Below are 15,480 nucleotides of genomic sequence, written 5' to 3' on the forward strand. Positions count from 1 at the left end.
CCCCAGTAATGAACGGTGTGACTGCTAGTATCATCACCCAGCCAGAGCAACAGATGAATCCTGTTACCCTGTCACAACCAGCCCAGGAATCTAAGATGCAACCAACACCAGAAAAACTGACAAATTACGAACAACTTTTAACAAGTTTAGAATACCTCCTGACACAGTTCCAGGAAAATCAAGCCGAGAATTTACAAGTTCACGGTACTTATCTCAACCATCAAATGGAATACGCTAAAGCGTTTTTCCAACTGATGCAGCAGCAGAATTCTTTGTTGAGCGAAAGTAAATCAACAGCCGAAACTGCCAAAATGAAGCTAGTTGTCATGGAAAGCTTAGAGCGCAGCATGATGCAGTTTCATTCCCAACAAGGTGAAACTCTACGCATCCATGAGCAATATCTCCAAGAGCAGTTGGAATATACTAAGAGCTTTTTCCAACTCATACAGCAAGAGTATTCTCAAATCATCTCTGGTGAGGGAGTAACTCAACTAACAGAGAAACTCAGCAATTTCACTCCGTTTACCACAGAAACAACTGTTACTGATGCACCAACCAAGATAGTAGAAAGCCAGCCTTTGCCTATAGCTGTTACTCAAGAACCTCTCCCGGCTGCTGTAGAGCCTGTAGTTGAAACTCCTGTATCCCCGACGCGAGCGATCGCGTCTCTACTTCCCACTCCGCACTTCGCCACTGTCGAGACAGTAGAGCCTGTAGTCGCACCACCTGTCCCAGTAGTAGAACCCCAAGCCGAGGTTGTAGTCAAAATTAGCTCACCTCCAGTTGAGGAAGTTGTTGCATTCACCCCAGAACCAGCACCCACAACTGCTGCACCTGTATCTGGCGCAACCATTGATATTGTTGACTTGGATAAAAACCTCTTAGCCATCACCAGCGACAAAACCGGCTACCCAGTCGAAATGCTGGAAATGGACATGGACATGGAGGCGGATTTAGGGATTGACTCTATTAAACGGGTGGAAATCTTGGGTGCGCTACAAGAAATGTACCCCAACCTACCCAAGCCCAATTTAGAAGAACTGTCAGAAAAACGCACCATCGGTCAAGTTGTAGAGTATCTGCAATCCCATGCTTCCAAAAGTATTACTGTAGAAATTGCAGTTCATGAAGTACAACAAGCAACCGAGATTGCAGTAGAGGCTGCACCAGTAGTTGAGGTAGTCGTTGCACCTGAACCAAGCGTAGTTGTCGCATTCACTCCAGAACCAGAACCCGCTACAAGTGAAAGTGATGAATTTGCAAACTTAGGTGAAACCCTGTTAGCCATCACCAGCGATAAAACTGGCTACCCAGTCGAGATGCTGGAACTGGAAATGGACATGGAAGCCGACTTAGGGATTGACTCTATCAAACGGGTAGAAATCTTAGGGGCGATGCAAGAAATGTACCCCAACTTACCCAAGCCAAATATTGAAGAACTCGGAGAACTCCGCACCATCGGTCAAATAGTCGATTACCTACAGCAGTTAGCTGGAGGTGAAAAAAAAAAGTCTGAGCCTGAGTTTGTCCGACAGCAGCCACCGGAATTAGAGCATACTATCCAGCGCCATCCGGTCAAACTCAGAAGCTTACCAGAGCCAGACTATTTGGATTTCACGTTACCAGAGGGACACATCGGTTTAATCACCGATGATGGTTCCCTCACCACCTATAAATTAACTGAATCCCTAATCGAGAAAGGCTGGAAAGTAGTAGTTATCAGCTTCCCCCAATCGCTTATCGCCCAACAAGCGCCCTTACCCACAGGAGTAACCCGCGTCACTTTAGCAAACTTGAGTGAAGAACATCTTCAACAACAATTGCAAGCGATCGCATCTCACTGCGGAACGATTGGGGCCTTTATCCACTTACATCCGATGTTTGTAGGAAATCACACCGGAAGTATTTCTTATAACGAATCAGAAAAGGCGATCGTCAAGCACGTATTTTTGATGGCGAAACACCTCAAACCATCCCTTAACGAAGCCGCAAAGCATGGACGTAGTTGTTTCTGCACAGTTGCTCACCTGGATGGAGCCTTCGGTTTAGAGTACAAAGTCAACTTCGGTGCGATCGGCGCTGGTTTGTTTGGATTAAGCAAAACTCTGAGATGGGAATGGCCAAAGGTGTTTACTCGTGCGATCGACCTAAGCCCCAGACTTGATGCCAAACAGTCAGTACAAAACATCATCGCCGAACTTCACGATCCCAATCTTTATATAAGTGAAGTTGGCTACGGCTCACAAGGACGAGTCACCATTATCGCCGATTAATCTCTTCCCTCTGCGCTCTCCGCGTCTCTGTGGTTCGTTAAAAAAAAACCGCAGAGGCGCAGAGGACACAGAGGAAGAGATAGGAAACAACCTGTAACCAGCTTTCTAGAGCATCTTTTAATTACGAATTACGAATTACGAATTACGAATTAATACCAGAGGATTTATGACACAAATAGCCCAGCTTAGTCCATCATCTGTCTTTATTGTGAGCGGCGGTGCAAAAGGGATTACGGCTGAGTGTACTATCAGATTAGCCCAACAGCAACCCTGCAAATTCATCCTCCTCGGTCGCTCCGAACTATTAGAAACCGAGCCACATTATGCTCAAAATTCTGATGACTCCGCATTGAAAAAATGCATCATGGAAAATCTTCTTTCTCAAGGAGAGAAGCCCACACCCATGAATGTACAAAAAATATATAACAAAATTACCTCTAGCCGCGAAATTAAAAAAACTCTAGCAGCAATTGAAAAAACCGGAGCTAAAGCAGAATATATCAGCGTCGATGTTACAGATACGCCAGCTTTACAAGAAAAACTTGCCACTGCTGTGCAACATCTCGGCCCAATTACCGGAATCATCCACGGCGCTGGAAATTTAGCTGATAAGTTAATTGAAAAGAAAACAGAAGATGATTTTGAAAAAGTTTACACCGCTAAAGTTCAAGGTTTAGAAAACCTACTAACTTGCGTTAATCCTAGCCAACTTCAGCATTTAGTTTTGTTTTCTTCAGTAACAGGCTTTTACGGAAATCCCGGACAATCTGACTATGCGATCGCAAATGAAATTCTGAACAAATCAGCACATATATTTAAGCAAAGTTATCCTTCATGTCATGTAGTCGCTATCAACTGGGGCGCTTGGGATAGCGGAATGGTGACAGCAGAATTAAAGAAGATTTTTCAAGAGCGAAAAATTGATATAATTCCCATTGCAGTCGGGGCACAAATGCTCGTTAAGGAAATGGATAATACCAACCATGCAACTGCACAAGTTGTTATTGGTAGCCCACTCGTTCCAATGGCGGCGGAGTTAGATTCAGAACTACGAACCCATCGTATTCGTCGCCAAATGACATTGGAGGCTAATCCATTTTTGCACGATCATACAATTGCTGGTTCTCCAGTTTTGCCAGCAACTTGTGCAATGACCTGGATTATCAATGCTTGTGAACAATTATATCCAGGTTACAGATTGTTCAATTACCAAGATTTTAAAGTTTTGAAGGGGATTACTTTCAATGAAACACTAGCTAAAGAACATCTTTTAGAAATAGAAGAAATTTCTAAAGTTAATCTTGAAAAAATCGAACTTAAAGCCAAAATCTCGAGTAAAAATCCTGAAGGGAGAATCCATTTTCATTTTAGCGCTCAACTAAATCTCCAGCGAGAAATCCCAGATGTACCTACTTATGAATCTCTCAATCTCGAAGAAGATAATATCATCACCGCTACAGGAAAAGATTTTTACCAAAATGGTGGGGCGACATTATTTCACGGCCCCGGTTTTCAAGAAATCAAAAGAGTTTTAAACATCAGTCCTGAAAAAATCACTACAGAATGTCTGTGGCCAGAACTCAGCGCACAGCAACAAGGACAATTCCCCGTGCAATGGGTCAATCCTTATACAACAGACTTGAGTATGCACGCCTTATGGGTTTGGACACAACACTTCCATGAAGAAGGTTGTTTACCTGGAAAAGTAGAAAAGTTTGAACAGTTTGCAATGATACCACATAACGAAACTTTTTACGTTTCGTGTGAAGTACTATCTAAGACACCAAGTAGTGCGATCGCAAACTTTATCATACACGATCGCCAAGGTAAAATCTATTCACGAATGCTCGGTGCTCATGCCATTATTTGGTCAATGAAAATGCTTAGAAGCTAGTAATCGGTCAAGTTGAAAGTTCGTAGTAAGGGCTTTAATCGTTATTTTACAAGTACAGATTTGTGTAAGTTCGTAGCGAATTGAGGGTTTAAATTTAAACGCAAAGGTTCGCAAAGGGAAACGCAAAGGAGCGCAGAGAATCCGCTATATTTTTTGTACTAAGCAATAAAGTCTTTACTGCAAACTATCAAAGCTAGCTTAATCTTAGGATTGCTATAACTTGTCTCGTTCAAAGTTTGGGGAACAGCGTAAATCCTGCCTTTTAATTATCTCTTGCTAAATACCCAAACTCGGAGCATATAAATCGTGGAAAAAATAGCCATCATCGCATTATCATGCCTATTCCCCGATGCAAAGAATCCTGAAGAATACTGGCAAAACATTGTTAATCAAAAAGATTCAACATCCTCTGCAACCGTCGAAGAAATCGGAGTAGATCCGACAATATTTCACAATCCAGTTAAAGGTACACCAGATAAAACCTATTCCCTCAAAGGCGGATATATCCGCAACTTCAAATTTAATCCTTCCGAATACAATCTACCATCAGAATTTGTTGCTGGCTTAGATAACACCTTCAAATGGTCATTGTATGCCGCTAAACAAGCAATCGAACAAAGTGGTTATTGGGGTAATCAAAATGTCCTTGCAAAATGTGGCGTAATTTTAGGTAATTTGTCATTCCCGACAAAATTATCTAATCAATTATTTTCTCCAATTTACCAGCAAGCTATTACTCCTGCCGTCAGAGAACTTTTGCAGGATGAAGACTTTAATTTATCTGTACCAAGTGCAACTAAAGCTTCTTTATACAATGCGATGATATCTGGTTTACCAGCATCGATAGTTGCTCAAGCCTTCTCACTATCCCAGATTAATTTATGTCTGGATGCTGCTTGCTCGTCATCATTTTATGCTATAAAACTAGCATCTCATTACTTATGGTCACACAAAGCTGATGTAATGTTAGCTGGAGCCATTAGTTGTGCAGATTCCCTATTTGTGCGGATGTTATTTTCCGGTGTTCAAGGGTATGCAGAAAACGGCATCAGCCGCCCCTTAGATAAATCCTCTAGAGGGCTGATTCCCGCCGATGGTGTTGGGATGGTGATGCTGAAAAGATATCCTGATGCCGTTAGAGATGGCGATAATATTCTCGCCACTATCTGCGGTAATGGACTCTCGAATGATGGCAAAGGTAAACATTTACTGAGTCCGAATCCTAAAGGGCAAGTTTTAGCTTTTGAGCGAGCCTATAATGAGGCTAATTTTAGTCCAAAAAGCATCGATTATCTAGAGTGTCACGCCACTGGCACATTATTAGGAGATACAACCGAATTTAGCTCCATAGAAACATTCTTTGGTCAAAATCAAGCTGCGCCTATGGTAGGTTCTGCCAAGGCAAATACTGGTCACTTGCTAACTGCTGCTGGTATGGTTGGCTTGACTAAAGTGATTTTGAGTATGTCTCATGGTGTAATTCCAGCAACCATGAATGTTTCTGACCCTTTAACGTCAGAAAAAGGTACAATTTCCGCCGATAAAATTGTTAGAACAGCTACAGCATGGCCCAATAATAACGCACCAATTAAACGGGCTGCTATTAGCGCTTTTGGTTTCGGCGGTACTAATTCTCATCTGATTTTAGAACAAGGAAATACAACAGAATCAGTTGAATCAACTCCACCTGTTCCACCTACCAAAGTCGCCATCGTTGGCATGGATGCCTTTTTTGGTAACTGCAATGGTTTAGATGCTTTTGAACGCAGCATTTATGATGGGACACAACATTTTACTTCCCTACCGCCTCAAAGATGGCATGGTATAGAAAATCAAGAAAATGTTTTGAAAGAGTACGGTTTAACAGATGGGAAAGCACCAGTAGGGGCATATATCAAAGATTTTGAAATCGATACTTTATCGTGTAAAATCCCACCGAATGAGATAGAGAAGTTAAACCCACAACAATTGTTGCTTCTGAAAGTTAGCGATCGCGCCGTGAAAGATGCGAAACTACAGGAAGGTGGCAACGTAGCTGTGATTGTTGCTGCCGAGACAGAATTCTCTGTGCATCAGCTACAGCAAAGATGGAATTTGTCTTGGCAAGTTAAGGATGGCTTACTCAACCAAGGAATTTCTCTACCTCCTGAACAACTGTCCCAACTAGAAACCATTGTCAAAGATAGCATTCACCAACCAGTAGAAATCGGCGAATATGTGAGTCACATCGCCAACATCATGGCAAGCCGGATTTCTGCTTTGTGGAATTTCACTGGCCCTGCATTCACCGTCAGCGCTGGCGAAAATTCTGCCCTCAAAGCGTTGGAAATTGCCCAAATGCTACTCGCTACTGGCGAAGTTGATGCGGTGGTTGTGGGTGCAGTAGATTTAGCCGGTGGTGTAGAAAACGTTTTATTCCGCAGCCAATTTGCCCCAATTAATACGGGTGTCAACACGTTGGGTTATGACCAACAAGCTAATGGCTGGACGGTTGGCGAAGGTGCAGGTGCTGTCGTCCTCAAGCGCTACGAAGCTGCTAAGGAATACAATGAACGCATCTATGCAGTAATTGATGCTATGAGTTTCGCACAAGGTAATTCTACTTTGAGTGACGCTTTGGTAAAACCTGATGCTTCAGCTATCAGCAATGTCTGCAAACAAGCTTTCGAGATGGCGGAGATTCAACCCACAGAGGTTAACTATGTGGAAGTCTTCGGTAGTGGCGTTCCCCAAGAGGATGAAGCCGAAATCACAGGTTTACTACAAGCTTATCCAAAACTAGGCAACGGTTTGCATTGTGCATTGGGCAGCGTCAAAGCCAATATCGGCCACACCTATACAGCATCGGGAATTGCTAGCTTAATCAAAACCGCTCTCTGTCTTTATTACAGGTATATTCCCGCCACTCCCAAATGGTCTGGTGTCAAAACACCGCAAGTATGGGAAGGTAGCCCCTTCTATGTAGCGATGGAATCAAGACCTTGGTTTGTCGATAAAGGCGGCACACGCAGAATAGCAGCAATTAATAGCATGGGTATAGATGGCAGTTACGCCCATTTAATCTTATCGGAAGAACCCAGCCAAGAGGAGCGCGACAACAGATATTTGCAACAAATGCCTTTTCATCTGTTTCCTACCGCAGTTAGCGATCGCTCCACTATACCCGATATCCTAAACCATCTCCAAAAATCCATTGAAGCTAGTTCTTCTTTATCAGCTACCGCTAGCCAAACATTCGCTACTTTTCAACAGCAATCTAATACAAAATACGTCTTATCAATCACAGGACGTAACACAAAAGAACTACTCAAAGAAATTGAATCTGCCCGTAAAGGTGTAAATAATGCCTTTGAGAAAGGAACAGATTGGCAAACACCAATAGGTAGTTATTTCACAGCAAAACCATTGGGTAAAACTGGAGCAGTTGCTTACGTTTATCCCGCCGCAGTCAATTCTTATATCGGGATTGGTCGTACCGTCTTCCGCTTATTTCCTAAAGTCTTCGAGGATTTAAAAAGTAACAATCTCTACAATCGGGCTGCTGATGTTGAAAAGCTAGTTTATCCCAGAAGCTTACCTAAATTGACAACCAGGCAACTAGAAACTCTCGAAAAGCAATTGTTAGATGATTCACTGGCAATGTTTGAAAGTGAAATTGCCTTTGCTAGATACATGACAGCAATTTTCCGAGATGATTTTAAAGTCAAGCCGCAATCTGTATTTGGGTATAGCTTGGGCGAAACTAGTATGATGGTTGCCCAAGGAGTTTGGAGTGATTTTGAGGGTGGAAGTAACACCTTAAACTCATCACCTCTATTTGGCGATAAGTTATCTGGGCCAAAAAATGCTGTGCGTGAACATTGGGGATTAACAGATTCACCAAACAACAATTTTTGGAATACTTATGTTCTCATGGCTACTCCATCTCAAGTTAAAGAATGCCTGAAACAAGAGAATCGCGTCTACTTAACTCAAATCAACACACCAGAAGAAGTATTAATTGCTGGTGATGATGCCGCCTGTAAGAGAGTGATTCAAACTTTAGGTTGTAATTCTTTCCCCGCTCCCTTCGACCATGTGATACATTGTGAGGCGATGCGATCGCAGTTCGAGGAAATCAAGAAGGTAAACAGCTTACCATCACAAAATCTTCCTGGGATTGTGTTTTATTCTGCCGCCGATTATCAACCAGTCGCACTTGAAAGAGATGCGATCGCTCACAATATCGCCAAAGGATTGTGCCAAGAACTTGATTTTCCGCAATTAGTTAATCGTGTCTACGATGATGGTGTGAAAATATTCCTAGAAGCAGGTGCAGGTAGTGTTTGTTCACGATGGATTGATAAAATCCTCGGCAACAAAGAACATATCACAGTCTCTCTAAATCGTAGAGGGATGGATGACCATGCTTCGATGGTCAAAGCATTAGCAAAACTACTCAGTCATCAGGTGAACGTGGATTTATCACCGTTGTACAACAAAGCTCAAGAAACTGCTAATTCAAGTAAAGCAACATTGAGAACAGTTACCTTGGGTGGGAAAGCGATCGCAGCTACAATTTTGAGCGACGAAAATCTCAAACTGGTTGAAGATTTCGCTGGGCATCTTAGGAGCGATCGCTTTAAAATACAGCATCCAACTATACCTAATCTCCAACAATCTGAAATCACAGATTCTCTTAACACTTCCAACCACATAACCCAACAAGAAAGTCATTCCTCTAACATCTTGCCTCAGCCAGAAGAAGTAAAACCGAAAAATATCATTGATAACGTTTTTGAAACCAGAGAACAATTACAATCTTCTGAGTCAAGCGCAATTAGACAAGCAATTTCTCTTTCTTCGCCACCTGTCATAACTCGAAAAATTAGTAGCATCATCAGCATGTTCGATTTAAATAAGACTCAGTATCAAAAGCTCAATGCTAATAATTCAAAGATAACCAAAGCACACACTGCCTTCTTACAAGCTAGACAAGATTACAGTCAACAAATGAGCGAAATAATTCAATTGCAACTAGCTTGCGCTCAAAACTTGCTTAACGACGAATCTTGACATAAGTCTACATACTTCAACCATCAATAACCTTGGGTAAGGGGAAAGGTGAACTGATAAAAGGAAAATATTTCTTCCCCATTCCCTATTCCCCACTCCCCACTCCCCTTATTTAATAATTGTAATCCGAGGGATAACTGCCGTGACAACCGTAGATACGGTACTAAGTAAACACGATAATGGCCTTAATTTCTCTTCCTGGTCTTATAACAAAAACCAGGTTTGGAAAGGTTCTTTAGAAACTGTATCTTTCGATAAACAAACCATCAAAGATAAATTGATGGTTTTAAATAAACCCTGCTACATCGTGAAAGTTGCCGGAAAAATCGGTGTCACTAATGAGGGTTATTTATCCCCTGGTGATAATGGCACAACAGCACAAGTAGAACTGCTAACATTTGCAGCACCAATCCGCATTCAACAATTTGGAGATCCCAATTTTCTCTCCTCTCATAGAGTAAAATATGCCTACGTTACCGGCGCAATGGCTGGCGGAATTGCTTCTGAAGAAATGGTTATTGCACTAGGAAAAGAACAAATTTTGAGTTCCTTTGGTGCAGGTGGTTTAACTCCAGAACGTTTGGAAGCAGCCATAAATCGCATTCAACAAGCTTTACCTCAAGGCCCCTACGCATTTAATTTAATTCACAGCCCCAACGAACCTGCGATTGAACGCCGGGCCGTGGATTTATATCTCAAATATCAAGTGAGAACAGTAGAAGCATCTGCATTTCTCGACTTGACACCCAACATTGTTTATTACCGTGTTGCTGGATTGGGGTTGAATAGCACCAATCAAATTGAAATCAAAAATAAAATCATTGCCAAAATTTCTCGCCGAGAAGTTGCTACTAAATTTCTGCAACCAGCACCGCCTAGAATAATCAAAGAACTTCTTGAGCAAGGGTTAATTACTGAGTTACAAGCAACTCTTGCAGCTAAAGTTCCGATGGCTGATGATATTACTGTCGAGGCTGATTCTGGAGGACATACAGATAATCGTCCCCTGGTTTGTGTGTTACCTTCTATTATTGCCTTGCGGGATGAAATTCAAGCACAATATCATTACCAAACACCCATTAGAATCGGCGTTGCAGGGGGAATTGGTACACCACAATCAGCATTAGCAGCTTTCATGATGGGTGCTGCTTATATAATGACTGGCTCCATTAATCAGTCATGTGTTGAATCTGGGGCTTGTGAACATACCAAAAAGTTATTAGCCCAAGCTGAAATGGCTGATATGATTATGGCCCCAGCAGCAGATATGTTTGAAATGGGAGTCAAATTACAAGTTCTCAAACGGGGTACAATGTTCCCCATGCGAGCGCAGAAACTATTTGAACTCTATCGCGCTTATGATTCCATTGAAGAGATTCCTTTGGCAGAAAGAGAAAAATTAGAAAAACAAGTTTTTCGCAAAACTATTGCCGAAGTATGGGAAGGAACTGCGGCTTATTTGTCCCAAAAAAATCCTGAGAAACTTGGGAAAGCAGTTAATAATCCTAAACTGAAAATGGCATTGATTTTCCGTTGGTATTTAGGATTATCTTCTCGCTGGTCTAGTTCTGGTGAAAAAGGTAGAGAAGTCGATTATCAAATTTGGTGTGGCCCGGCAATGGGCGGTTTCAATGACTGGGTACGTGGTTCTTACCTGTCTGAACCAAATAATCGTGGTGTAGTTGATGTTGCTAATCAAATTATGACTGGTGCAGCCTTTTTGTATCGTGTTCAAAATTTGAAAATTCAAGGGCTACAAACTTCCGATTATTACAGTCAATATCACCCTGTTCGTTCTACATCATTGTTGGAGATTTAAAAATGACTATAAAACAGTCTTTCACAGCAGACGATATTCAAATATTTTTGGTATCTAACTTAGCTAAATTGCTAGGCGTAGCAACTGATGAAATAGATGTCAAAGAACATTTAGAAAACTATGGGTTGGATTCAGCCCAAGCAATGATTTTAGTAAGTAACTTAGAAAAGTTGCTCGGATTTCAACCTTCTCCATTGCTGCTGTGGCATTACCCAAATATTGAGGCTCTTTCACAGCGTTTAGCTGAAGAAGTACAAGAAGGTTCGCCAGTTCAAGATACAAAGGTAGTAGCCTCTAATGCCAACACTGCACCCACTGTTCTAGATTTAGGTGCTGAGGCTGTTCTTGACCCTACCATCAATCCTGGTGCTGCATCTAATGTGCTTATGGGTGAACCCAAGAACATCTTTTTAACTGGAGGAACAGGCTTTTTAGGAGCTTTCATCATCCGAGAATTGCTACAAGAAACCAATGCGGATATCTATTGTTTAGTGCGTGCTGCTAATGCCGAAGAAGGCAAAAGCAAACTCCAAAAAAATCTACAACAGTATGCAATTTGGCAAGAAGAATTTAGCTCCAGAATTATTCCGATTGTCGGTGATTTATCTCAGCCTTTGTTAGGTATTGGTTCGGAACAGTTTCAAATTTTAGCTGCCAATATTGACACTATATATCATAGTGCTGCTTTGTTGAATTATGTTTTCCCATACTCAGCACTAAAAGCAGCCAATGTTTTAGGCACGCAAGAGGTTTTGAGATTGGCTTGTCAAGTTAAAGTCAAGCCTGTACATTACGTTTCTAGTGTGGCTGTTTTTGAATCCACTGCTTATGCTGGTAAGGTTGTTAAAGAACAGGATGAATTCAATCATTGGGAAGGAATTTATCTTGGTTACTCACAAACTAAATGGGTAGCTGAAAAGTTAGTTAAAATTGCTCGTGACCGTGGGCTTCCTGTAACTATCCACAGACCACCACTGATTTCAGGTGATAGCAAAACAGGCATTTGTAACACACATGACTTTATCAATTTGATGACCAAGGGCTGTCTACAAATGGGATATTTCCCTGATGTAGATTATATGTTGGATATGTCACCTGTTGACTATGTAAGTAAAGCGATCGTTTATCTATCACGCCAAAAAGAATCCATAGGTAAAGCTTTCAATTTACAACATCCCCAACCCGCCGCTTTAAAAATGCTAGTTGAGTGGATACGCTCATTTGGTTATTCAGTTGAAATGATTCCTTACGAAAAATGGCAATCAGAGTTAATCAATAATGTGACATCTGCTGATAATCCTTTATACACTCTGCGACCATTTTTACTAGAACGCTGGTCTGATGAACAACTGACTATTCCTGATTTGTACTTGCAAGCTAGAAGACCTAACATTAGCTGTCAAGATACTCTCCATGCACTAGCAGGCAGTTCTATTATTTGTCCTCCAATTGACTCTCAATTGTTTATGACTTACACCGCCTACTTGATTCAAACCGGCTTCTTAAATATCGCTTAATAATTCACAACTTGTGTAGGATGTTTGGCTGTGATTTTAGGCACTTAGAGATGCCCCCTTAAAAAAGGAGAAGTTGAGTCAAAGTCCCCCTTTTTAAGGGGAACTTAGGAGGATCTCTAAGCTTAGGAACTAACGCACTATCCCAGATAATTCGGTGTGTTACGGCTGACGTAACACACTTTACAAAATAATTTGATTTAGTCCATTTTTTAAAACTCAGTACTACTGAATAGCCAATATTTCAGATGCCAGCAACAACTCATACACTAACAGCGGCAATAAAGTTGCCCTGTTTTTTTATGCTCAATCATGTAAATTTTTAGGGTTCACCCCTTGACAGAAGAAATTGAGGATAGAATGGTTAGTGTTGGGCATAAAAGTTTGATTTTACCTGCTGGGTGCTGTGATTAATCAAAAGCCAGCGCTAGTAGTTTGAAATAACCGAACTTCTTTAATGCTCCACTTATTCGATGTATAAGTCCTAAATTTACGTTTGGACTGCTACATTTATCGAACCGATCACACAAGCATTTGAAAGGGTAATAACTCAAGACATTTATTGTCGGTTGAGATATTACGCGTACTTAATTGTAGAACGAAAACTACTGTAAATGCAACGCAGCTTCATCAAGTTGAATTCACCAATATTCTTACATGAACACAACACATCAAACTCAGAGCAAAAAAACTGCTCTTATTACTGGAGCAGCCGGTGGTATTGGCTACGAATTAGCATGTATTTTTGCTGCTCATGATTACAATCTGGTCTTAGTAGACAGAAACGGGTTAAAGCTTGTAGAAATTGCAGCTAAATTTCAAGAAGAATTCGGAAATCTTGCCAAAACTATTGTTAAGGATTTATCTATATCAACAGCTCCTGAAGAAATTTTCACGGAGTTGCAACTCGCCGATATTAATGTTGATGTGCTAGTCAATAATGCTGGATTTGGTATCTATGGATTATTTCACGAAACAGACCTAGCTGCTGAATTAGAAATGTTACAGGTAAATTTGGTGTGCCTCACCCATTTAACCAAGCTATTTGTAAAGCACATGGTAAAGCAAGGTGAAGGAAAAATATTAAATGTTTCCTCGGCTGCTGCTTTTCAACCAGGCCCTTTGATGGCGGTTTATTTTGCTACCAAAGCTTATATCTTATCTTTTTCTGAAGCGATCGCTAATGAATTAGAAGGTACAGGTGTCACTGTGACAGTTCTTTGCCCAGGCTCAACTGCATCTGCCTTTCATGAAAGAACCGGAATGGCTGACTCTAAGTTGCTCAAGGGTAAGAGGATGATGGATGCACAAACAGTAGCCGAAATTGGTTTTCGGGCCTTAATGAAGGGCAAAACTATTGCGATTCCTGGGTTTATGAATAAACTACTTGCAAAAAGCGTCAGATTTGTACCCAGAAACCTGGTGACAAAAATTGTGAGGAATATGCAGGAAGATAAATAAGCAGGGGGAGCAGAGGAAGAATAATTAACTTAATTAATGACTAATGGCTAGGATTAGTACTGCCAACACTTCAAATCCCAGCCTAAATTCGCCACTGCAACAGCAGCAACATAATTGTTAGCAGGTATTAATTCAAAAAGACTCCAGTCTTCAGTTCTCTGTAACTTGGCTGGTTCTGTGGGAGTCAGCGATACTTCAATTTGCTCTAACTGAGCTAGTCCGTCTCCAGTTGCTTTTAAATAAGCTTCCTTACAAGTCCAGTAACGGAAAAATACCTCTTGCTGTTGGTTTGCAGATAGCGATCGCAACATCTCATATTCTCTCGGTAAAAAGAACCGTTTGGCAAGAGCTTCTAAATCAGACATCGGGCGAATATATTCTAGGTCTACACCAATTGGGCGGGTACAATTCACCGCAAACAAACCCAACCCTTGGGAATGAGACAAGTTAAACGCTAGTCCACTGTCGGCAAATGTATCTGCTAATACTGGTTTGCCACGCTGTTGATAATTAAACTGCACTTGTGACGGCTGAATACCTAAATAGCGACCTAATATTGTTCGCAGGATACCACGACCAGCAATGAAACGTTGTCGATGTTCCTGAAAATAGAACCGTTCAGCACGAGCCGTTTCGTCACTAGAAAGAGTTGCTGCTAAATTTTGCAGCTGTAGTTCTGGTTGGTCAAGTTCTATACGCCAGACATGAATCTCATCTGGTAACAAAGTGAAATCTATCGGTGCAGGTAGCCAGAAATTCATAATAATTCGTAATTCGTAATACTTCGACTTCTCTACGAGACGCTACGCGTTAGCGGAGCTTTCGCTTTAGCGATACGTTCAGTACAAGTTCGTAATTCGTAATTCAGATTTTATTTGGGTTTTCTTCTTTTTAAGTGACTGCGCTTGTTTTTCCTAAAATGAATCTGCCAGAGGAGTTGTTAAACGTTAAGTCGCGCTGTAAACATAACTACAGGTAGCTGTGAGCGCTTTCCCTGACTAATATGCTGATTTATTACTCTACATATAAGTGCCGTTTTTCTTACTTTAGATGTACGAACTTTAACTCCAGGTTAAATCCTCTGAAAGAGAATACGTTAAAACCCTTGACAGAGAATAACAAATTTTCTTTTGGCTAAAACATTAGCTATTACAGTGTTACTCCAAGGAATTACGAGGAATGTCTGCAAGTGTTTTACCAGTACCTAAGTTTTGTAAAGGTCAGATAGTAAGTTTTGTGGGTGGGGAAGGCGTCATAAAGAACTACCGATTTGAGTCAAGTATCTGGGAATATTTGGTGGAAATGCCTATGGGGCCAAAGCCAGAAATGGGTCGGTTTGGTTATGAAACCATGATTTGGCTATCTGAAGTAGATATCTCTTCACTTGTAAATCATTTTTCTGGCGAAATGTTAAATCTGCAACAAAAAAGCCTTGCCAAAGCTTGTTAAAAATCTATTAGAACT

At 41.2% G+C, this 15,480-nt stretch carries 8 protein-coding genes; 7 read left to right on the forward strand and 1 reads right to left on the reverse strand.

Features of this window, described 5'->3' with window-relative positions; all coding sequences use genetic code 11:
* The 6 genes from VE944_RS05320 to VE944_RS05345 form a co-directional block, all read left to right on the forward strand.
* A partial coding sequence (locus VE944_RS05320; protein ID WP_324973351.1) for a phosphopantetheine-binding protein occupies positions 1-2,273 on the forward strand: 2,273 nt, incomplete at its 5' end.
* 166 nt (positions 2,274-2,439) lie between these two features.
* A complete protein-coding gene (locus VE944_RS05325) occupies positions 2,440-4,167 on the forward strand; it encodes an SDR family NAD(P)-dependent oxidoreductase (protein WP_324973352.1) in 1,728 nt (575 codons plus the stop codon).
* A 306-nt stretch (positions 4,168-4,473) separates the two neighbouring features.
* The gene (locus VE944_RS05330) at positions 4,474-9,222 is read left to right on the forward strand and encodes a PfaB family protein (RefSeq protein WP_324973355.1); all 4,749 of its coding nucleotides are present in this window, start codon (positions 4,474-4,476) and stop codon (positions 9,220-9,222) included.
* A gap of 142 nt (positions 9,223-9,364) precedes the next feature.
* The gene (locus tag VE944_RS05335; protein ID WP_324973358.1) at positions 9,365-11,041 is read left to right on the forward strand and encodes a PfaD family polyunsaturated fatty acid/polyketide biosynthesis protein; all 1,677 of its coding nucleotides are present in this window, start codon (positions 9,365-9,367) and stop codon (positions 11,039-11,041) included.
* Positions 11,042-11,043: 2 nt separating this feature from the next.
* Positions 11,044-12,558, forward strand: coding sequence for a thioester reductase domain-containing protein (locus tag VE944_RS05340; protein WP_324973361.1), 1,515 nt, complete (start codon positions 11,044-11,046; stop codon positions 12,556-12,558).
* 654 nt (positions 12,559-13,212) lie between these two features.
* A complete protein-coding gene (locus VE944_RS05345) occupies positions 13,213-14,016 on the forward strand; it encodes an SDR family NAD(P)-dependent oxidoreductase (protein ID WP_324973364.1) in 804 nt (267 codons plus the stop codon).
* 53 nt (positions 14,017-14,069) lie between these two features.
* Here VE944_RS05345 and hetI read toward each other — a convergent pair whose 3' ends face one another.
* The gene (gene hetI, locus VE944_RS05350; RefSeq protein WP_324973367.1) at positions 14,070-14,777 is read right to left on the reverse strand and encodes a 4'-phosphopantetheinyl transferase HetI; all 708 of its coding nucleotides are present in this window, start codon (positions 14,775-14,777) and stop codon (positions 14,070-14,072) included.
* Positions 14,778-15,195: 418 nt separating this feature from the next.
* Between hetI and VE944_RS05355 the strand changes: the two genes are divergently transcribed.
* Complete coding sequence (locus tag VE944_RS05355; RefSeq protein ID WP_324973369.1) at positions 15,196-15,465, forward strand: hypothetical protein; 270 nt, start codon at positions 15,196-15,198, stop codon at positions 15,463-15,465.
* The last annotated feature ends 15 nt before the right edge of the window (positions 15,466-15,480 follow it).

This window comes from Nostoc sp. (assembly GCF_035638895.1).
GTDB lineage: Bacteria > Cyanobacteriota > Cyanobacteriia > Cyanobacteriales > Nostocaceae > Nostoc.

Bases quoted from the DNA above. Each gene is read 5' to 3' on its own strand.
- VE944_RS05325 (WP_324973352.1), top strand. From the start codon at position 2,440: ATGACACAAATAGCCCAGCTTAGTCCATCATCTGTCTTTATTGTGAGC.
- VE944_RS05340 (WP_324973361.1), top strand. From the start codon at position 11,044: ATGACTATAAAACAGTCTTTCACAGCAGACGATATTCAAATATTTTTG.
- VE944_RS05345 (WP_324973364.1), top strand. From the start codon at position 13,213: ATGAACACAACACATCAAACTCAGAGCAAAAAAACTGCTCTTATTACT.
- hetI (WP_324973367.1), bottom strand. From the start codon at position 14,777: ATGAATTTCTGGCTACCTGCACCGATAGATTTCACTTTGTTACCAGAT.
- VE944_RS05355 (WP_324973369.1), top strand. From the start codon at position 15,196: ATGTCTGCAAGTGTTTTACCAGTACCTAAGTTTTGTAAAGGTCAGATA.